The 20,974-nt window shown below is 71.9% G+C and carries 12 protein-coding genes and 1 pseudogene; 2 read left to right on the top strand and 11 right to left on the bottom strand.

All coding sequences use genetic code 11. The annotated features are described in order from the left end of the window. Positions 1–15: 15 nt before the first annotated feature. The 4 genes from PYS65_RS11140 to PYS65_RS11125 form a co-directional block, all read right to left on the bottom strand. Entirely contained in the window at positions 16–1,497 is a 1,482-nt protein-coding gene (locus PYS65_RS11140) for a maltokinase N-terminal cap-like domain-containing protein (RefSeq protein ID WP_279333786.1), read from the bottom strand. A gap of 96 nt (positions 1,498–1,593) precedes the next feature. Beyond that, positions 1,594–3,312, bottom strand: a complete 1,719-nt coding sequence (treS, locus tag PYS65_RS11135; RefSeq protein WP_279333785.1) for a maltose alpha-D-glucosyltransferase — start codon at positions 3,310–3,312, stop codon at positions 1,594–1,596. Next, positions 3,309–5,444, bottom strand: coding sequence for a maltotransferase domain-containing protein (locus PYS65_RS11130; protein WP_279333784.1), 2,136 nt, complete (start codon positions 5,442–5,444; stop codon positions 3,309–3,311). Before PYS65_RS11130 ends, treS begins: the two co-directional genes overlap by 4 nt. A gap of 282 nt (positions 5,445–5,726) precedes the next feature. Next, a complete protein-coding gene (locus tag PYS65_RS11125) occupies positions 5,727–6,950 on the bottom strand; it encodes a S8 family peptidase (RefSeq protein WP_279333783.1) in 1,224 nt (407 codons plus the stop codon). 323 nt (positions 6,951–7,273) lie between these two features. On the opposite strand from PYS65_RS11125, the gene PYS65_RS11120 reads away from it, so the two are divergent. Next, positions 7,274–9,961, top strand: coding sequence for a glycosyltransferase family 1 protein (locus PYS65_RS11120; RefSeq protein WP_279333782.1), 2,688 nt, complete (start codon positions 7,274–7,276; stop codon positions 9,959–9,961). Positions 9,962–10,046: 85 nt separating this feature from the next. Here the strand turns inward: PYS65_RS11120 and PYS65_RS11115 are convergent, their stop codons facing one another. From PYS65_RS11115 to PYS65_RS11090, 6 genes are all read right to left on the bottom strand, one after another. Then, the gene (locus tag PYS65_RS11115; protein WP_279333781.1) at positions 10,047–10,568 is read right to left on the bottom strand and encodes a DUF1990 domain-containing protein; all 522 of its coding nucleotides are present in this window, start codon (positions 10,566–10,568) and stop codon (positions 10,047–10,049) included. A gap of 101 nt (positions 10,569–10,669) precedes the next feature. Next, positions 10,670–12,358: a M4 family metallopeptidase gene (locus PYS65_RS11110; protein WP_279333780.1), complete on the bottom strand. Its 1,689-nt coding sequence runs from the start codon at positions 12,356–12,358 to the stop codon at positions 10,670–10,672. Positions 12,359–12,782: 424 nt separating this feature from the next. Continuing rightward, complete coding sequence (locus tag PYS65_RS11105) at positions 12,783–14,654, bottom strand: ABC transporter ATP-binding protein (RefSeq protein WP_279333779.1); 1,872 nt, start codon at positions 14,652–14,654, stop codon at positions 12,783–12,785. Continuing rightward, positions 14,651–16,507, bottom strand: coding sequence for an ABC transporter ATP-binding protein (locus tag PYS65_RS11100; protein WP_279333778.1), 1,857 nt, complete (start codon positions 16,505–16,507; stop codon positions 14,651–14,653). Before PYS65_RS11100 ends, PYS65_RS11105 begins: the two co-directional genes overlap by 4 nt. 214 nt (positions 16,508–16,721) lie before the next feature. Next, positions 16,722–17,930: an RNA-guided endonuclease InsQ/TnpB family protein gene (locus PYS65_RS11095; RefSeq protein ID WP_279333777.1), complete on the bottom strand. Its 1,209-nt coding sequence runs from the start codon at positions 17,928–17,930 to the stop codon at positions 16,722–16,724. Further along, positions 17,927–18,157 (bottom strand): hypothetical protein, encoded by a 231-nt coding sequence (locus tag PYS65_RS11090; protein WP_279333776.1) that lies wholly within the window; start codon positions 18,155–18,157, stop codon positions 17,927–17,929. The genes PYS65_RS11095 and PYS65_RS11090 overlap by 4 nt, the downstream gene beginning before the upstream one ends. 160 nt (positions 18,158–18,317) lie before the next feature. On the opposite strand from PYS65_RS11090, the pseudogene PYS65_RS11085 reads away from it, so the two are divergent. Beyond that, a pseudogene (locus PYS65_RS11085) lies at positions 18,318–18,530 on the top strand (response regulator); the annotation flags it as partial. 3 nt (positions 18,531–18,533) lie between these two features. On the opposite strand, the gene glgX reads toward PYS65_RS11085, so the two are convergent. Then, positions 18,534–20,825, bottom strand: coding sequence for a glycogen debranching protein GlgX (gene glgX / locus PYS65_RS11080; RefSeq protein WP_279333775.1), 2,292 nt, complete (start codon positions 20,823–20,825; stop codon positions 18,534–18,536). Positions 20,826–20,974: the final 149 nt, after the last annotated feature.

Here is a 20,974-nt window from a genome sequence, read left to right as displayed (position 1 = left end):
GTGTGGATCACCGGATCACCCTGGCCCGGATGCGGCGAGCCGGCGGACGGCGGCCATCGGGACCTGCAGCCACTCGGGGCGGTGCCGGGCCTCGTACAGCACCTCGTAGACGGCCTTGTCCGTCTCGTACGCGCGCAGCAGCACCGGATCGGTGCGCGGGTCCCGGCCCGCGGTCTCCGCGTAGCCGGAGCAGTACGCCGCCCGGCACCGCACGGCCCAGTCCGGCTGCGGCGGGTCCGCGGAACGTGCCGCGTAGTCGAAGGAGCGCAGCATCCCGGCCACGTCCCGCACCACGGGCTGCGGCATCCGCCGCTCGGCCAGCGGCCGTGCCGGTTCGCCCTCGAAGTCGATCAGCGACCACTGTCCCCCACTGCCGAAAGCGTGGGAGGGGCCCCCGGCCGGGGACCGCAGGCACTGGCCGAGATGCAGATCGCCGTGCACGCGCTGAGCGGTCCAGGTCTGCCCCTCGGCGGCCAGGTCGGCCAGCGCCGTGTACGCCGAGCCCAGCCCGTCCGCGTACGGCCGCAGCGCGGGCACCGCCTGCGCCGCCGCCTCCAGCCGCTCGGCCATACCGGCGACCATGTGCCGCAGTCGGCTCCGGCCCAGGGTGACCGTCGGCAGCGCGCGGGCCAGCGCGGTGTGCACCTCGGCGGTGGTCCGCCCCAGCGCCCGCGCCTCGGCGACGAAGTCCTCGCCCTTGGCCAGCTCCCGCAGCGCCAGCTCCCAGCCGTCCGCAGCGCCCCGCACGAAGGGCTGGAGCACACCCAGCACATACGGCTCGGATGCGGTCGGCGCCCCGGCGGCACCATGAGCGCCGGTGCCGTCGGTGGCGCCGGTCTCGTCAGGGTCTGCCAGCAGCCAGGCCGTGGGCGGGGGCACCCGGGGGCAGCCCTCGCGGGCCAGCGCCAGCGGCAGCTCCAGATCGGGGTTGGTACCGGGCACGATCCGGCGCAACAGCTTCAGAATGAACGTATCTCCGTAGACGACGGACGAGTTCGACTGCTCGACGGTCATCAGCCGCGGCACCAGACCGGACCCGATCTCCTGCCCCGGGTCCCGCTCGAAGCGCAGCCCGCCGATCCGGGCCCGGGCGCGCAGGGCTTCCAGGAGCAGTTCGGCGGGCCGGGTGTCGTACAGGGCCTCGTACACCGTCCGCCCGGCCAGCGGGCCCTGACTCGGGTGACCGATCAGCGCGGGCGCGAGCCTGGGCGGCAGTGCCTCGCGCACCCCCAGCAGCAGCTGGTAGCAGTCACCGGGGCGGTCGGCGCCGCCCCGGGCGGACAGGGCGGGCTGGTGGGCGCGGACGAGCAGGTGGTACAGGCCCAGCCTGGCGCTGGGCGGAAGTAACTCGGTGGCCGCGACCAGAGTGAACCCGGTGACCGGGCGCCCCTTGCCCGCGAACCAGCGCTGTCGTGGCAGCCATTCCCTCAGCAGCGGATCCAGTGACGCAAGGAGGCCGGGCGGCGGTGCGACCGTGCGTATGACGGTTTCCGACATTTCAGTCGCGTCCTTTCCCCGGATCGTCGGGGTGTTACTGATGCGTGCCCCGGGCGGCGCGGGGGAAACCGCCCCGCCCGGGGGGAGAGACGGGTGCTACGCGGCGTCCCCGCGCAGCCGGAACCAGTAGAAGCCGTGGCCCCCCAGGGTCAGCAGGTACGGCAGTTCACCGACGGCGGGGAAGCGCACCCCGCCGAACAGCTCGACCGGATGGCGGCCCGCGAAGGCGCTCAGGTCGAGTTCGGTGGGCTGGGCGAAGCGGGAGAAGTTGTTGACGCAGAGCACCAGGTCGTCTCCGTTTTCCCTGTTCGGGGGGGCCTCCCGCAGGAAGGCGAGGACCGCGGGGTTGGAGGAGGGCAGCTCGGTGTAGGTGCCCAGGCCGAAGGCGGGGTTCTGCTTGCGGATCTCGATCATGCGGCGGGTCCAGTGCAGCAGCGAGGAGGGGGAGGCCATGGACGCCTCGACGTTGCTGACCTGGTAGCCGTGGACCGGGTCCATGATGGTGGGCAGGAACAGCCGGCCCGGGTCGCAGGAGGAGAAGCCGGCGTTGCGGTCGGGGGTCCACTGCATCGGGGTGCGTACCGCGTCGCGGTCGCCGAGCCAGATGTTGTCGCCCATGCCGATCTCGTCGCCGTAGTAGAGGATCGGCGAGCCGGGCAGGGACAGCAGCAGGGCGGTGAAGAGTTCGATCTGGTTGCGGTCGTTGTCCAGCAGCGGGGCGAGCCGGCGGCGGATGCCGATGTTGGCGCGCATGCGGGGGTCCTTGGCGTACTCGGCCCACATGTAGTCGCGTTCCTCGTCGGTGACCATCTCCAGGGTCAGTTCGTCGTGGTTGCGCAGGAAGATGCCCCACTGGCAGCCGGCGGGGATGGCGGGGGTCTTGGCGAGGATCTCGGAGACCGGGTGGCGCGATTCGCGGCGTACGGCCATGAAGATGCGGGGCATGACGGGGAAGTGGAAGGCCATGTGGCATTCGTCGCCGCCGGCGGTGTAGTCGCCGAAGTAGTCGACCACGTCCTCGGGCCATTGGTTCGCCTCGGCCAGCAGCACGGTGTCCGGGTACTGGCTGTCGATCTCCTTGCGCACCCGCTTGAGGAACGCGTGCGTCGCGGGCAGGTTCTCGCAGTTGGTGCCTTCCTCCTGGTAGAGATAGGGCACCGCGTCCAGCCGGAAACCGTCGATCCCCAGGTCCAGCCAGAACTTCAACGCGGAGATCATCTCCTCCTGCACGGCCGGGTTCTCGTAGTTGAGGTCCGGCTGGTGGGAGAAGAACCGGTGCCAGTAGTACTGTCCGCGCACCGGGTCGTAGGTCCAGTTGGAGGCCTCGGTGTCGACGAAGATGATCCGCGCGTCCTGGAACTGCTTGTCGTCGTCCGCCCAGACGTAGTAGTCGCCGTAGGGGCCGTCCGGGTCCTTGCGGGACTCCTGGAACCAGGGGTGCTGGTCGCTGGTGTGGTTCATGACGAAGTCGATGATCACGCGCATGCCGCGCTGGTGCGCGGCGTCGGCGAACTCGACGAAGTCGGCGAGGTCACCGAAGTCGGGCAGTACGGCGGTGTAGTCGGAGACGTCGTAACCGCCGTCGCGCAGGGGTGACTTGAAGAAGGGGGGCAGCCACAGGCAGTCGACGCCGAGCCACTGCAGATAGTCGAGTTTGGCGGTCAGCCCCTTCAGGTCGCCGATGCCGTCGCCGTTGCTGTCCTGGAAGGAACGGACCAGGACCTCGTAGAAGACGGCCCGTTTGAACCAGTCCGGGTCGCGGTCTTTCGCCGGTGTGTCCTCGAAGGTGTCCGGTACGGGCTCGTTGACGATCATGATGCGGGTGACCCTCCGATCTGCGGGGTGGACGGTCGCAGAGTCGTGCCGTGCTCATCCGGGGCCGCGGCGGTGGTGGTCGGTGCCGTGCGGCCGTCGGCTTCCCGGCCGACGACGAGCACATGCGCGCCGCCCGGTCCCAGACGCACGTAGTTGGTGCTGCCCCAGTGATAGGTCTCGCCGGTGAGCTCGTCGTGCACCGGCACCGACTCGTGCCGTTCCAGGCCGAGTTGCGGCATGTCCAACGAGACGGTGGCCTCCTGGGTGTGGTGCGGGTCGAGGTTGGCGACCACCAGCACGACATCGGACCCGCTGCGCTTGCTGTACGCGATGACGGCGTCGTTGTCGGTGTCGTGGAAACGGAGGTTTCTGAGTGCGCGCAGGGCGGGGTGCGCCCGGCGGATGGTGTTGAGCCGGGTGATCAGGGGGGTGATGGTCTCGCCCCGGCGTTCGGCGCCCTCCCAGTCGCGGGCGGTGAGCTGGTACTTCTCCGAGTGCAGGTACTCCTCCGAGCCCTCCCGCAGCGGGGTGTTCTCACACAGTTCGTAGCCGCTGTAGATGCCCCAGGACGGCGAGAGGGTGGCGGCCAGCACGGCGCGGACCTCGAAGGCGGGCCGGCCGCCGTGCTGCAGGTAGGCGTGCAGGATGTCGGGGGTGTTGGTGAACAGGTTGGGCCGCATGGAGCAGGCCGCCTCCCCCGACAGTTCGGTGAGGTAGTCGGTCAGTTCCCGTTTGGTGGTGCGCCAGGTGAAGTAGGTGTAGGACTGCTGGAAGCCGACGGCCGCCAGGGTGTGCATCATCGCCGGGCGGGTGAAGGCCTCCGCCAGGAAGATGACGTCGGGGTCGGTGCGGTTGATGTCGGCGATCACCCGTTCCCAGAAGGCCACCGGTTTGGTGTGCGGGTTGTCCACCCGGAAGATCCGCACGCCGGCGGTCATCCAGTGCCGCAGCAGCCGCACGGTTTCGGCGGTCAGGCCGTCCGGGTCGGTGTCGAAGGCGAGCGGGTAGATGTCCTGGTACTTCTTGGGCGGGTTCTCCGCATGGGCGATGGTGCCGTCGGGGCGGTGGTGGAACCACTGGGGGTGTTTGTGCACCCAGGGGTGGTCGGGGGAGCACTGCAGGGCGAGGTCGAGGGCGACCTCCAGGCCGAGTTCGCCGGCCCGGGCGACGAAGCGGGTGAAGTCGGCCAGGGTGCCCAGTTGGGGGTGGACGGTGTCGTGGCCGCCCTCGGGGGAGCCGATGGCCCAGGGCACGCCGACGTCGTCGGGGGTGGCGGTGAGGGTGTTGTCGCGGCCCTTGCGGTGGGTGGTGCCGATGGGGTGGATGGGGGGGAGGTAGACGACGTCGAAGCCCATGGCGGCGATGGCGGGCAGCCGGCGGGCGGCGGTGGTGAAGGTGCCGTGCGGCTGTTGGGGGGTGCCCTCGGAGCGGGGGAAGAACTCGTACCAGGAGCCGTACAGGGCGCGTTCGCGTTCCACGAGCAGGGGCATCGGGTCGCCGGTGGTGAGCAGTTCGCGCAGGGGGTGGCGGGCCAGGACCGCGTCCACCTCCGGCGTCAGTGCCGCCGCCAACCGGGAGGCCGTCGGCCGTCGTTCGTCGCGCAGCGCGTCCACCGCGGCGAGGAGTACGCCCCGTCGGTCCGGTTCCGGCACTCCGGCCGCCGCCCGCTCGTGGAGCAGGGCGCCCTCCTCCAGCACCAGTTCCGTGTCCGTGCCCGCCGGGATCTTGATCCGTGCGTGGCGGCGCCAGGTCGTGACGGGATCGCTCCACGCCTCGACGGTGTACGTCCAACGCCCCGTCGCACGGGCGCAGACGGTCGCCCCCCACCGGTCCGTGCCCGGCGCCAGCTCCCGCATCGGGACGAGGGGCCCCGGCCGGCCCTCGGGATCCGTCAGGACGACATGGGCGGCCACCGCCTCGTGCCCCTCACGGAACACGGTGGCCGTCACCTCGAACGTCTCACCGACGACGGCCTTCGCCGGCCGGCGCCCCTGATGGACCATCGGCCGGACGTCGAGGACGGGAATGCGCCCCAGGGAGGTCGAGTTCGCCGCGGCCGGTGGGGGCGTTCCGGCGGCGGGCTGCGGAGAAGGCGTCGAAGGGGCCGACGACGAATGATGTGTGGCGGGCATGACCGCTCCTGTCCGCGTCAACGTGGGTGGGCGGATGACTGTGGGGAGGTGGGTCCTGCTTGACGCTGCGTGGGGTTCCTGAGGGGTGTACCGCAGGAGCCTTCCCACACTGTTCGGGTGGGCAATCCGGCGCTTTGCTAACTACTCGTGCGTATGTCGACATACAAGACCGGCCCCGTCCGTGAGGGACGGAGCCGGTCCTCGACGAGCCCGTTCCCGGCCCCCTCCCGCTTCCCCGCGGGTGCCCGGGTGATCGTGGCGCGGGGGCCCGGCGGGTGCGCACTACCGCGGTGGCGTCCGGAGCAGCCGGTCCGGCGAACCGAGCCCGCGACCGCTCACCTTCCCGCCCGTCGCCCCCTTGACCAGGGCGTTCGCCACCTGCGCCGGGGTGGCCCGCCGATGCTCGGCGAGGTACAGCGCCGCCGCGCCCGCCGCGTGCGGGGAGGCCATCGACGTACCCGAGGCGGTGACGTGCCCGGTGTCGCTCGCGGCCGACGCCGAGGTGATGGACACCCCCGGGGCGAACAGATCGAGGGCGGAACCGTGGTTGGAAAAGGCCGGTTTCTTGTCCTGCCGGTCGGTCGCACCCACCGTGATCGCCTGCTGCACACCCGCGGGCGAGTACAGCGCCGCCGCCGTTCCCTCGTTTCCCGCGGCGACCGTGTAGCTGACGCCGGACGCGATGGACTTCCGTACGGCGGCGTTCAGTTGCGCGTTGTGGAAGCCGCTGAGGCTGAGATTGGCGACCGCGGGCCCGACCGCGTTCCGGGTCACCCAGTCGATGCCCGCGATCACCTGGGCCGTGGTGCCCGACCCGTTGTCGTCGAGCACGCGGACGGAGACGATGTCGGCCCGCTTCGCGACGCCGTGACCCTTGCCCGCGATGATGCCGGCCACATGAGTGCCGTGACCGTTGCCGTCCTGGGCGGTCCGGTCGTTCTGGACGAAGTCCCAGCCGTGCCGGGCCCGCCCGCCGAAGTCGCGGTGCGATATCCGTACGCCGGTGTCGATGACGTAGACCGTCACCCCCGCGCCCGCCGTGGCCGGAGCGGTGTACCGCCCGTCCATCGGCAGGTTCCGCTGGTCCAGGCGGTCCAGTCCCCAGGACGGCGGGTTCTGCTGCGCGTGGTTCGGCTTCTCCGGTGTCCGGGCCGGTGTCACCCGGGTGTCCTGGGCGACCGAGGCGACCCGGGGGTCGGCCGCGAGCCGCGCGGCCGCTCTCGCGCCGGCCCGGACGGCGTAGCCGTTGAGCACGGTGCCGTAGGTATGGCTGATTCTCGCCCCGTAGCGCCGCACGAGATCCCGGCCGGCCGCCGAGCGTGCCGCGGTCCCCTTCTCCAGTGTCACCAGGTAGCTGCCGGTCACGGAGCCGGGTGCCCCGGCGCCGGATATCCGCCCCTCAGGCGCGGCGTGCGCGGGCAGGGTCGCGGTCGAAACCGTCGCGGCGCACAGGACCGCCGTCATGACCCCCGCCCGGCGCAGACGCCGCGTTCGCGTCCGTGCCATGGTCCGAGTTCCCCTCCCTCACTCCGCGTACGGCGAATCCGCGTACGGCGAATCGGCGTACGGCATCGCGTGGGCCGGGGTTGCACCCGGCGCGGGCCGGTACGCCACCGTGGCAGCGTCTCGTGCGGAACGAAGTGCCACAAGAACGCCTGCGGGTGGGGAATCGGCCATATCCGCCATGAGGTGAATCGTTTGGGTGAGGGTGCAGCGGGGCCGGATTGCCCGGCTTCCACCGTGGAGGCCGTTGCCGCCGGTACTGTCGTGCGCGACGACCGGACGCACACAGCCGTCCTTCCGCACCGCGACTCGCGCCGAGGTGGAACTTGAAGGCGATCCGTCGATTCACCGTCCGACCCGTGCTCCCCGACCCCCTCCGGCCCCTGAGCGAACTGGCCCGGAACCTGCGCTGGTCCTGGCACACGCCGACCGGCGACCTGTTCCGGTCCGTCGACCCCGAACGCTGGGCGGCCGGTGGCCGAGACCCCGTACGGCTGCTGGGCAGTGTGCCGCCCGACCGGCTCCAGGAACTGGCCGGGGACCGCCCGTTCCTGGACCGTCTCGACGCCGTCGCGGGCGACCTGCACACGTACATGACCGGCGACCGCTGGTACCAGGAGCAGTCCGGCCCCCGGGCGCAGGGTGACCGGCTGCCCGCCGCCGTCGCCTACTTCTCCCCGGAGTTCGGCATCACGGCCGCCCTGCCGCAGTACTCCGGCGGGCTCGGCATCCTCGCCGGCGACCACCTCAAGGCCGCCAGCGACCTCGGCGTCCCGCTGATCGGCGTCGGTCTGCTCTACCGGCACGGCTACTTCCGCCAGTCGCTGTCCCGGGACGGCTGGCAGCAGGAGCACTACCCCGTCCTCGACCCCAACGAACTGCCCCTCACCCAGCTCAAGGAGCCCGACGGCACCCCCGCCCTGGTGATCCTCGCGCTGCCCGGCGGCCGCTCGCTGCGCGCCCGGATCTGGCTGGCCCAGGTGGGCAGGGTGCCGTTGCTCCTGCTGGACTCCGACGTCGAGGAGAACGACCTCGGCGAACGCGGCGTCACCGACCGGCTCTACGGCGGCGGCAGCGAGCACCGCCTGCTCCAGGAGATGCTGCTCGGCATAGGAGGGGTCAGGGCGGTGCGCGCGTACTGCAGGCTGACCGGGCACGCACCGCCCGAGGTGTTCCACACCAACGAGGGCCACGCCGGTTTCCTCGGCCTGGAGCGCATCGCCGAACTGCGTTCCGACGGAATGGAGTTCGGCCCCGCGCTGGAGACGGTCCGGGCGGGGACCGTGTTCACCACGCACACCCCCGTACCGGCCGGCATCGACCGTTTCGACCGCGGGCTGGTCGCCCGTCACTTCGGCCCCGACGCCGAACTGCCGGGCATCGAGGTCGACCGCATCCTCCGGCTCGGCATGGAGACGTATCCCGGCGGTGAGCCCGACCTCTTCAACATGGCCGTCATGGGCCTGCGGCTGGCCCAGCGCGCCAACGGCGTCTCCCTGCTGCACGGCAGGGTCAGCCGGGAGATGTTCTCCGGGCTCTGGCCCGGATTCGACCCCGAGGAGGTGCCCATCACCTCCGTCACCAACGGGGTGCACGCGCCGACCTGGGTCGCCCCCGAGGTGTTCCGGCTCGGCGCCCGCCAGATCGGCGCCGAGCGCGCCGAGGAGGCGCTGACCGTCGGCGGCTCGGACCGCTCGGACCGCTCGGACCACTGGAAATCTGTCGGGGACATCCCCGACGAGGACATCTGGGAGCTGCGCCGCTCCCTGCGCTCGCAACTGGTGACGGAGGTGCGGGAGCGGCTGCGCGCCTCGTGGCGGCAGCGCGGCGCGGGGACGGCGGAGCTCGGCTGGATCGACCGGGTGCTCGACCCGGACGTGCTGACCATCGGGTTCGCCCGGCGGGTCCCCTCGTACAAGCGGCTGACGCTGATGCTGCAGGACCGGGACCGGCTGACGGACCTGCTGCTGCACCCCGAGCGGCCGGTGCAGATCGTGGTCGCGGGCAAGGCGCACCCGGCGGACGAGAGCGGCAAACGGCTCATCCAGGAACTGGTCCGGTTCGCCGACGACCCGCGGGTGCGGCACCGGATCGTCTTCCTGCCCGACTACGGCATGGCGATGGCGCAGAAGCTCTACCCCGGCTGTGACATCTGGCTGAACAACCCGCTGCGGCCGCTGGAGGCGTGCGGGACCAGCGGCATGAAGGCCGCCCTCAACGGCTGCCTCAACCTCTCGGTGCTGGACGGCTGGTGGGACGAGTGGTTCCAGCCCGACTTCGGCTGGGCCGTCCCCACCGCGGACGGGGCGGGCGGGGGCGCCTCCACGCTCTCGGCGGCGGGGGACGACCCGGACCGGCGCGACGCCCTGGAGGCCGCCGCGCTGTACGACCTGCTGGAGCAGCGGATCACGCCGCGCTTCTACGAGCGCGGTGAGAGCGGGCTGCCCGACCGGTGGCTGGAGATGGTCCGGCACACCCTGAGCCTGCTCGGTCCGAAGGTGCTGGCCGGCCGCATGGTCCGCGAGTACGTCGAGCGCCTGTACGCGCCTGCCGCGCGCGCCCACCGGGCGATGGGACCCGACCGGGCGCGCGACCTCGCCCGGTGGAAGGCCCGGGTGCGCGCCGCCTGGCACGGAGTGAGCGTCGACCACGTCGAGACGTCCGGGACGACGACGGCCACCGCGGAACTCGGCACCACCCTCGCGCTGCGGGTGCGCGTCGGCCTCGGCGACCTCGACCCGGACGACGTCGAGGTCCAGGCGGTCTCCGGGCGGGTGGACGAGGAGGACCGCATCACCGGCGCGACGCCCGTCCCGCTGAAACCGGTGGGGGCCGCCGACCTGGAGGGCCGCTGGGTGTACGAGGGCCCGCTCTCCCTCGACCGCACCGGGCCCTTCGGCTACACGGTCCGTATCCTGCCCGGCCATCCGCTGCTGGCGCACGGCACCGAGATGGGCCTGGTCGCGGTGCCCTCGGAGGAGGTCTCCGAGGCGGCGGGGCCGCTGATGCGATAGGCCGGTGGTCCGGCGGACGGACGCCGGCCACGGATGTCGGCCGGACGGATGTCGGCCGGACGGACGTCGGGTGACGCGAAGGGCCTCAGAACTCCTCGAGGCCCTTCGTGGCCAGGCGCCGCAGCACCGTGCCGCAGCGGCGGGCGTAGGCGTGCTGCATTCCGCGGGCCGCCGGACCGGCCGCCCGGGCGTACCACCGGGCCGCCCTGCTGAACGCGGAGACGGTCAGCCACACCGTTCCGTCACCGGTGCGGTTCACGACGAAGGCCTCCTCGCCGCACTCCGGGTGACCGGGCAGGGTGCCGTACGCCCAGCCGGCCCTGCGCTCCTCCTCCAGCGTCCAGACCACCCGGCACGGCGCCCTGACCACCCCGGCGAGCGTGACGGTGACGTCGACACCGGGCGCCGCGCGGTCGGCGGTGGTGTCGAGGCCGACGCCCAGGGCCCGGTGCAGCTCCCAGGTGAGCACCGCCTCCGCGCCCTGGCGGAAGACCGCCTGGCCCTCGCCGAGACGGGTGCGCACGTGCAGGGGATGGAACCCGGGAGGGCAGAAACCCGGCTCACGGGTCGCGCCGACGTGGTCGTAGGTGAAGTCCGCCGAAGACATGGGACCCAAGGGTAGGGCGGCCCCGCGCACCCGGTGGCACGGGGGCGCCCGCACCGGAGTCCGATCCTCCGGTGCGGGCGCCCCTTCACCGTGCCGCGCCCTCAGCCAGTGGCGCGGGCGCCGACGTTGACGGCGGCCCAGGCGTTCTGCACCGCCTTGTACTCGGCGCTGCTCGTGCCGTACAGCTCACCGGTCGCCGCCAGGGTGCCGGTGCGGGCGCCGGCGTAGTTGGTGGTCGAGGTGAACTTGGTGGTCAGCGCGCGGAACCAGATCTTCTCCGCCTTGGCCCGGCCGATGCCGGTGACCGGCAGCCCGTCCGAGGTGGGCGAGTTGTAGCTGACGCCGTTGACGGTCTTGGCGCCGCTGCCCTCGCTCAGCAGGTAGAAGAAGTGGTTCGCGGGGCCCGAGGAGTAGTGCACGTCGATCGAGCCGAGCCCGGAGTACCAGGAGTCCTTGGACGAGCCGTCCTTGCTCGGCCGGTCCATGTAGCGCAGCGGGGTGCCGTTGCCGCGGATGTTGATCTTCTCGCCTATGAGGTAGTCGCCGACGTCGGAGGAGTTGCCGGCGTAGAACTCGACCGTCGCGCCGAAGATGTCGCTGGTCGCCTCGTTGAGGCCGCCGGACTCCCCGCTGTAGCGCAGGCCGGCGGTGTTCGAGGTGAGGCCGTGGGTCATCTCGTGCGCGGCCACGTCGATCGAGGTCAGCGGGTTGGCGTTGCCCGATCCGTCGCCGTAGGTCATGCAGAAGCAGCTGTCCGACCAGAAGGCGTTGACGTAGTTGTTGCCGTAGTGGACCCGGGAGTAGGCGCCCACACCGTCCCCGCGGATGCCGTTGCGGCCGTGCACGTTCTTGTAGTAGTCCCAGGTCAGCGCGGCCCCGTAGTGGGCGTCGGCGGCGGCCGACTCCGTGTTGGAGGAGCTGCCGTTGCCCCAGACGTCGTCGGCGCCGGAGAACAGCGTGCCGGTGCCGGAGGTGCCGCGGTTCAGGTTGTACGTCCTGTGGTTGCCGCGCGCTCCGTCGGTGAGGTTGTACGACGACCCGGACCGGGTGGTGGTCAGGTCGACGGTGCCGCTGTAGACGGTGTGGCCGGTTCCGGTGTGGACGGCCTGCCACTCGTACAGCTTCTCGCCCGTGGTGGCGTCGGTGACGACGTGCAGCTCCTGCGGGGTGCCGTCGTGCTGGAGCCCGCCGACGACGGTCTCGTAGGCGAGGGTCGGCTTGCCGTCCGCGGCCCAGACGACCTTGCGCGGGGCGTTCTCGACGTCGGGGTTCTTGGCGTCCTCGGCCTTCGCGGCGCCGAGGGCCTGCTGCTCCGCCTTGGCGGCGGGCACCGCGGCCTTGGTGGTGGCGGGCTTGACCGTGGTCCGGGTGGCCTTGACGACCGACTCGGTCCCGCCGGGCTTCTCGCCCTGCACGACGAGGTCGCCGCCGAGGACGGGCAGGCCGTCGTAGGTGCGCTCGTAGCGGACGTGGACGGTGCCGTCGCGGTCCTTGAGGACGTCGCGGACGACGAGCTGCTCCTTCTCGTCCAGGCCGAGGGCCTCGGCGGTGTCCGCCTTGGTGGCGTTCGCCTCGCGGATCAGCTCGGCGCGCTGGGCGGGGGTGAGCCGGACCGACTCGGCGGCCGGGTTCGCCCGGCTCGCGGCCGACGGGGTGTCGTCCGGCGCGGCGGTGGCGCTGCCGGACTGCACGGCCGTGGCGACCAGCGCGGCGACCCCGGCGAGGGCGACGGCGGCGGTGCGACGGCGTGCGGTGTGGGGGGTGCGTCTGTGGGAGGACCTGCTTCTCAACACTGACTCCTTCTGCGCGGCCGCGGGTTGTGCGGCCAGGGGAGACCGGCCGGCTGGTGAGCCGGCCGGGCAGAACAGGGCGGTACGCGGTACCACGTGCTGCTGTGCTGGAGCGGTGGCCGGGCACGACGGTTCGACGGCGCTGTGGGGTTGCCGCGCGACGGCCTTGGGAAGAGTCGCAGGAGATCGCGGTTTCTGTCAGGAGCGCGTCAATACATTGGCCGAAAACAGTCCGTTGTCCGGGAGTTCACGTTCGATAAACGGAGGGTTTCGCCGGTGTGACGGCGATGGCGGCGATGGCCGCGATGACCGTGATGGCGGCGGTGACGGCGACGGCGGTGGTGACTTCGCGTGTGTCTGCTGCGGTCCAGGGCCTGTCCGGCGGCCCGCTCCGCCGGACAGGCCCTGGACCGCCGGACAGGCCCTACGCCAGGCTGTCCCGCCAGGCGCGGTGGAGGTCGGCGAAGCGGCCGGTGCCCGCGATGAGGTCGGCCGGGGTGCCGTCCTCCACGATGCGGCCGTGTTCCATCACCAGGACGCGGTCGGCGATCTCCACGGTGGACAGGCGGTGGGCGATCACCACCGCCGTGCGCCCCCGCAGGACCGTCGCCATCGCCCGCTGCACCGCCCGCTCGCCGGGGATGTCCAGGGAACTGGTCGCCTCGTCCAGGATCAGTACCGCCGGGTCGGCGAGCAGGGCCCGGGCGAAGGCGACGAGTTGGCGCTGGCCGGCCGAGATGCGGCCGCCGCGCTTGCGCACGTCGGTGTCGTAGCCGTCGGGCAGGGCGGCGATGAAGTCGTGCGCGCCGATCTCCTTCGCGGCCCGCTCGATCTCCGCACGGGTGGCGTCCGGGCGGCCGATGGCGATGTTCTCGGCGACCGTGCCGGAGAACAGGAACGCCTCCTGCGTCACCATGACCACCCCGCGCCGCAGTTCGGGTCCCGCGAGGTCGCGCAGGTCGACGCCGTCCAGCAGGACCCGGCCGTCGGTGGGGTCGTAGAAGCGGGCGAGCAGTTTGGCCAGCGTCGACTTGCCGGCGCCGGTCGAGCCGACGACGGCGACGGTCTGCCCGGCCGGGAGGGTGAGGTCGAAGCGGGGCAGCACCTCGCCGCCGGTGCGGTACGCGAAACGGACCGCGTCGAAGACGACCTCGCGCCCCGGGTGGTGCGACGGCGCCTTCGGAAGCTCCCGGGGGGCCGCGGGCTCCGGCACGGACGGGACCTGTGCCAGGAGTCCGGCGATCTTCTCCAGCGAGGCGGCCGCCGACTGGTACGCGTTGAGGAACATGCCCAGCCGGTCGATCGGGTCGTACAGCCGCCGCAGGTACAGCACCGCCGCCGCCAGCACACCGAGCGCGAGCGTCCCGTCCGCGACCCGGTAGGCACCCCACAGCACGATCAGCGCGACCGTCGTGTTGGCCACCACCCGGGAACCGACGACATAGCGGGCCATCTCCAGCAGCGCGTTCCCGTTGGTCCGCTCGTGCCGCCGGTTCAGCGCGCGGAAGTCGGCGTCGTTGGCGGCCTCGCGGCGGAAGGCGCGCACCGGGCGGATGCCGTTCATCGTCTCGACGAACTTCACGATCACCGCGGCGATCGCCGTCGACCGCTGCCGGTACACCTCCGTGACGCGCCGCCGGTACGACCGTACGAGTGCGTACAGAGGGACGAAGGACGCCACCGCCAGCGCGCCGAGCCCGAGGTCCAGCCAGAGCAGCAGCCCCGCGACGTAGACGCAGGACACGATGACCGTGACCAGCTCCTGCAGGCCCTCCTCCAGCAGCTCCCGCAGCGACTCGACGTCTGTGGTGGAGCGGGAGATGAGCCGGCCCGAGGTGTAGCGCTCGTGGAAGTCGACGCTGAGCGCCTGCGCGTGCCGGAAGATCCGGCCGCGCAGATCCAGCAGCACGTCCTGGCTGACCCGGGCGGCGGTGACGATGAACGCGTACTGCAGCACCCCGCCCGACGCCGCGCACAGCAGGTAGCCCACCGCGACCGCGATCAGCGGCCCGTGGTCGGCGGCCCGGAACGCGGGCACGCCCCGGTCGATCGCGTACGCCACCAGCAGCGGACCCGCCTGCACCGCCGCCTGCTGGAGCAGCAGCAGGAGCGCGGTGAGGGCGACCCTGCCCCGCATCGGGGTCAGCAGGGAACGCAGCAGGACACCGGTGGCACCCGGGGGAGTGGGCAGTACGTCCCGGTCGAAGGGGTCGCCGGGATGCGGCTCGCCGTGCTCGCCGTCCTTGCCGTGCTCGCCGCCCTTGTCCTGCGCGGGCGCGGTGGGGGCCGCCGTCATCGTTGGTCCTCCTGTTCCCCCGCCGGGTCGCCGGCCATGAGGTGGGCGTACTCGGGGTGGGTGCGCAGCAGTTCGTGGTGGGTGCCGACCGCCGTGATCCGGCCGCCGGAGAGCAGGGCGACGCGGTCGGCCAGCAGCACCGTGGACGGGCGGTGCGCCACGATCAGGGCGGTGGTGTCGGCGAGCACCCGGCGCAGGGCGGCCTCGACCGCGGCCTCCGTGTGCACGTCGAGCGCGGACAGCGGATCGTCCAGCACCAGGAACTCGGGCTGCCCGACCACCGCGCGGGCCAGTGCGAGACGCTGCCGCTGCCCGCCGGAGAGGCTGAGCCCCTGCTCGCCGACCTGGGTGCCGGTGCCCTGGGGCAGCGCGTCCACGAAGCCGGCCTGCGCCACGCCCAGCGCCCGCTCCAGCTCGGCCTCCCCGGCCCCGGGCCCCGCGCCCATCAGCACGTTCTCCCCGACCGCGGCCGAGAACAGGGTGGGCTCCTCGAAGGCGACGGAGACCCTGCTGCGCAGCTCCTCGCGGGAGAGCGCGGTGATGTCCGTGCCGTTCAAGGTGATCCGCCCCGAGGTCGCCTCGTGCAGCCGCGGGACCAGGGCGGTGAGCGTGGTCTTGCCGCTGCCGGTCGCGCCGACCAGGGCCATCGACTCACCGGGCCGGATGTGCAGGTCGACACGGTCCAGGACGGGCGGGGAGCCGGAGGGGGCGTCGGGGTAGCGGAAGGTGACGCCGTGGAAGCGCAGCCCGCCGTCGCCGTAGCCGTCGTTTTGGGGAGCGGCCGGCGCCCGCGCGTCGTCGTCGGGGCCCGGGGACTCCTCCTCGGCGTCCATCACCTCGAAGTACCGCTCGGTCGCGGTCGCCGCCTCCTGGCTCATCGCCAGCAGGAAGCCGATCGAGTCCACCGGCCAGCGCAGCGCCAGGGCCGTCGACAGGAACGCCACCAGGGTGCCCGCGGACAGGTCCCCGTCGGCCACCCGCATGGTCCCCAGCACCAGTGTCGTGCCGATGGCCAGCTCCGGGAGCGTCACGATGACGCTCATGATGGAGGCCAGCAGCCGGGCCTTGTACAGCTCCGTCCCGCGCAGCCCCTTCGACAGCTCCCGGAACGCCCGCGCCTGGCTGCGGTGGCGGCCGAACCCCTTGATGACGCGGATGCCGAGCACGCTCTCCTCGACGACCGTCGTCAGGTCGCCGACCTGGTCCTGGGCGAGCCGGGACGCCTTGGAGTACCGCTTCTCGAAGGCCACGCAGATGACCATCACCGGCACGGCCGGAATCAGGACCACCAGTCCCAGAGCCCAGTCCTGGACCAGCATGATGATCACACCGACAAGGATCGTCACCCCGTTGACCAGCAGGAACGTCAGGGGGAAGGCCAGGAACATGCGCAGCAGCATCAGGTCCGTGGTCCCCCGGGACAGCAACTGCCCCGACGGCCACCGGTCGTGGAACGCCACCGGCAGCCGCTGCAGACGCCGGTACAGGTCCGCCCGCATCCCCGCCTCGACCCCCGCCAGCGGGCGCGCCACCAGCCACCGCCGGAACCCGAACAGCAGGGCCTCCGCGAGCCCGAGCAGCAGCAGGTACAGCGCGCCGAGCCACACGCCCGCCGGGTCCCGGTCGGCGATCGGGCCGTCCACCATCCACTTCAGGACCAGCGGGATGACCAGGCCGATGCACGAGGCGAGGATCGCGATGAAGGCGGCGGTGAACAGCCGCGCCCGCACCGGCCGCACGTACGGCCACAGACGCAGCAACGTACGGACTGTGGAAGGAACTTCGGGAACTTCGGGAACTTCGGGTGCTTCGCGCGCTTCGCGCTTTTCGAGGAGCGGGGGTGTGGTGGCCATCAGCAGTGAGCCTACGGATCGCCACTGACGCTGCCCACCGAGTTTAGGCCGGACCGGACTCGGTCCTCGGACCTACGACCTGCGGCTCCGACCGGTCGTGCGCGGAAACCGGGGGGAGGCGTACCACCCCATCAGCCGATCGGGCGATGTCCTGCTGGTCACCCACTTCGTGACTCCGCCCGCGGTTGAAGCCGCGGGCTTCCTGGATCGCTGGCTAAGCAGCGTTCGAGAGGGCCAGTCCGGCCCTGTTGAGGACGTTCGTCGCGCCGACATGGTCCGCGTTCGCCGCGAACCCGCATCTGACGCATACGAACCTCGCCTGGGTGGCACGGTTCTCCTTCGCGACGTGCCCGCAGGACGGGCAGGTGCGGGAGGTGTTGCGCGCATCCACCGGAACCACGAGGCGGCCGGCACTTTCAGCCTTGCTCGCCAGGATTCCGAGGAACTGCGCCCAACCCGCGTCAAGGATGCTCTTGTTGAGCCCGGCCTTCGCGGCGGCGCCGTTCGGCAGAAAGGCACCGGGCGTTTGAGGGTCGGGCCTGGGCTCGGGTACACGTGTCATGTCCGCAGTGTTCAGCCGCTCGTGCGCGATCGCGTCGTGCTTGCGGACCAGGGTGAGCGCGGTCTTGTGGTGGAAGTCGAGGCGCTGCCTGCGGATCATGGCGTACAGCTTGGCGACCTTCCGAGCGGCGGCGCGATGCTTCTTCGTGCGCTGACGGGTGCGCTTCGGGAACGTTGCCAGGTGCCGCTGCGCTTTGGCCAGTTCCTCGGCTGCCGCGTCGAAGAACTTCGGGTTCGGCTCGTGCTCGCCGTCCGAGGTGGTGAAGAAGTGCACGGTGCCCATGTCGATGCCGACCACCGTGCTCGTGGGTGGGAGCGGCTCGGCGGGCACCTCGTCGCAGGAGAGGACCACATACCAGCGCCTGCCCTCGCGCTTGACACTGATTGTCTTCACCCGGCCCCTGACGGGCCGGTGCTGGTGCACCCGGACGTGTCCGACGCCCTGCAGACGTACGCGGGTGTGTGGGTCGTGCGGGGTGGAGTCCCAGCGGCAGCCGTCGCCGTCCTTGGGAAAGATGATGGTGTCGAAGTGCCCGACGCCCTTGAATCGAGGGGATCCCGGCGTCTGCCCGGTCTTGACGCGACGGAAGAACGCCTGGAATGCCCTGTCGAGGCGTCGCAGGGTGGCCTGCTGAGAAGAGAACGACCAGCGGCCCTGCCACTCCGGGTCGAACGCCCGGATCTCCTTGAGCTGGGCGGACTGATTCCCGTAGCTGATGCTCGTCTTCGAGCTGTGCCGCCAGGCGTCCCGGCGTTCCTGCAAGGCACCGTTGTACAGCGAGCAGTGGTCCCGCAGCATCTCGCCCAGCGCGAGGGCCTGACGGGTTGTGGGGCGCAGGAGGAACTTGTACGAGCGAATCATGAGCCGCCCCTTCGCCTTCTTCCCGGGCGTTCTTTCTGGGTGCCGATGTGCCGCTGCACCGTCTCGGCGCTCACCGCGCCGACCGAGGCCAGCGGTGCCGGGTGGTGCTTGACGGGCAGGTAGTCGTATTCGGGCGTCACTCCGAGCGACACGATTTCCCACCCCCCGTTCGTCAGCCTTGGCCCGGTCAGGTCCTCCAGGTATGCCGCGACCCGTTCACCAAGCACGGACGGCAGTATTTCGGGTACCCCACCACGTGCAGCCCAAGGCCGTACACACCGCTGGAAAACCGGCGAATTTTCCCAGCCGCAGCAACACGCCGAACATACACACGGCACCCGCAGATGGAATCCTCTGGCCCTTGAACGTCACACATACGAGTGAGAAGCCCGCGCCAAGGTGCTTGTCCTGACCACCTACGACACTGACTCCGACACCCTCCCCGCGATCGAGGCGGGCGCGACCGGCTATCTACTCAAGGACGCGCCCTGGGAGGAATTGTTCTCGACGGTGCGGGCGGCGGCCGACAGCCGTACGGCGTTGTCCCCCGTGGTGGCGTCCCGCCTGGTGTCCGCGGTCCGCACGCCCCGCCCGGCTGCCCTCTCACCGCACCCGCAGCAGCAGCACCGTCCGCCCCGGCACCGTGAGCGTCGTGTCCGCCGGGTGGACCGTGGCCGGTGCGGCCGACTGGTCCTCCCGGCCGGTGTCCAGGACCACCTCGTAGCGCCGCGCCCACGGGGGTCCCGGCAGCAGGACGTCCACCGGTGCGTCACCGGCGTGCAGCACGGCGAGGAAGCTGTCGTCGCGTACCGGCTCCCCGCGTTCGTCGTGGTCCGGGATGTCCCGCCCGGAGAGGTACATGCCGAGCGTGGCGGCGGGCGCGTACCAGTCCTCCTCGGTCATCTCCGTGCCCCGCGCGGTGAACCAGGCCAGGTCGCGCAGGCCGTCGGCGCCGTGCGCCCGTCCGGAGAAGAACGTCCGGCGGCGCAGCACCGGATGGCGGCGGCGCAGGGCGATCAGCCGGGACGTGAGGTCGAACAGGGCCTTCCACCCCGGTTCCGCCAGCAGCTCCCAGTCCACCCAGCCGGTCTCGTTGTCCTGGCAGTAGGCGTTGTTGTTGCCGCGCTGGGTGCGCCCCATCTCGTCACCGGCGACCAGCATCGGCACCCCCGTCGACAGCAGCAGCGTGGTCAGCAGGTTGCGCAGCTGCCGCCGTCGCAGGGCCAGGACGTCCGGGTCGTCGGTCTCGCCCTCGGTGCCGCAGTTCCAGGAACGGTTGTCGTCGGTGCCGTCCCGGTTGCCCTCGCCGTTGGCCTCGTTGTGCTTGCGGTCGTACGAGACGAGGTCGCGCAGCGTGAACCCGTCGTGCGCGGTGACGTGGTTGACCGAGGCGTACGGGCGCCGCCCGCCCCAGTCGTAGAGGTCGCTCGAACCGGAGAGCCGGTAGCCGATCTCCCGCAGGTCCGCCGCCGCGGGCCGCCAGAAGTCCCGCACGGCGTCGCGGTACCGGTCGTTCCACTCCGACCACAGCGGGGGGAACGACCCCACCCGGTAGCCCCCGGGGCCCACGTCCCACGGTTCGGCGATCAGTTTCACCCCGCGCAGCACCGGGTCCTGGGCGATCACCGAGAGGAACGGGGAGTTCATGTCGACCTCGTGCGCGGAGCGGGCCAGCGCCGCCGCCAGGTCGAAGCGGAAGCCGTCCACGCCCATCTCGGTCACCCAGTAGCGCAGGGAGTCCGTGATCAGGCGCAGGACGTGCGGTTGGACGAGGTCCAGGGTGTTCCCGCAGCCGGTGTAGTCGGCGTACCGGCGGGCGTCGGCCTGGAGCCGGTAGTGGCCGCGGTTGTCGACGCCCTTCAGGGACAGCGTGGGGCCCAGCTCGTTCGACTCGGCGGTGTGGTTGTAGACCACGTCGAGGACGACCTCGATGCCCGCCGCGTGCAGGGCGCGCACCATCCGCCGGAACTCGCCGACCTGCTGGCCGGCCGTCCCCGAGGCCGCGTAGCCGGCGTGCGGGGCGAAGTAGCCGATGGAGTTGTACCCCCAGTGGTTGCGCAGTCCGTGCCGCAGCAGATGGTCCTCGTGTGCGAACTGGTGCACCGGCAGCAGCTCCACGGCCGTCACGCCCAGCTTCACCAGGTGCTCGATCGCGGCGGGATGCGCGAGCCCCGCGTAGGTGCCGCGCAGCTCCTCGGGGACGCCGGGGTGGCGTCGGGTGAACCCCTTGACGTGCAGCTCGTAGAGGACCGTGTCCGCCCACGGGGTGCGGGGCCGGCGGTCGGCCGCCGCCGCGGCGGTGGTGCCGGTGCCGGTGCCGTCGTCGGGATCGTGGACGACGACGGCCTTGGGCACGTACGGGGCGGAGTCCCGGTCGTCGCGCACGGTGTCCGCGACATGCTGCTCCGGCCAGTCCCGGACGTGCCCGTACACCTCGGGCGACAGCCCGTGCGTGGCGTAGTCGCCGTCCACCGCGCGGGCGTACGGGTCGAGCAGCAGCTTCGCCGGGTTCCAGCGGGCGCCGGTCCACGGATCCCAGCGGCCGTGGACCCGGTAGCCGTAGCGCCGGCCGGGCAGGACGCCGGGGACGAAGCCGTGCCAGACGCCGTCGGTCAGTTCGGTGAGCCGGGCCCGGACCTCCCCGCCGCCGCCCTCGTCGAACAGGCACACCTCGACCCCCTCCGCGCCGCCCGCCCACAGGGCGAAGTCGGTCCCCGCCACCCCGTCCGGGCCGGCCCGGAAGCGGGCGCCCAGGGGGGCCGGCGGGCCGGGCCGCACGGGCACGGTCGCCGGCGGCGGTACCGCCGCCCGCGCGCCGTTCACGGCGACGACCGGGCGCCCGTCGCCGGTGGCCCGTTCCCCGGCCACCGCCTCCTGCTCGGCTGCGCTGGACACCTGTCAGCCTCCCGCGGCTCGTGGGACGACGGCGGGCAGGGAGAGTGGCCGCGGCTCCCCGGCGCGTCGTCCTCCCCACAGTTCTGCCCAGAGCATGCCGCGCACTCACGTGCCGCCGAGAGCACGACCCGCCCGCGTGACAGCACACC

The organism is Streptomyces cathayae (assembly GCF_029760955.1).
In the GTDB taxonomy this organism is placed as follows: Bacteria; Actinomycetota; Actinomycetes; order Streptomycetales; family Streptomycetaceae; genus Streptomyces; species Streptomyces cathayae.
The sequence above is the reverse complement of the archived record's forward strand: the minus strand, read 5'-3'. Positions and strand labels throughout refer to the sequence as shown.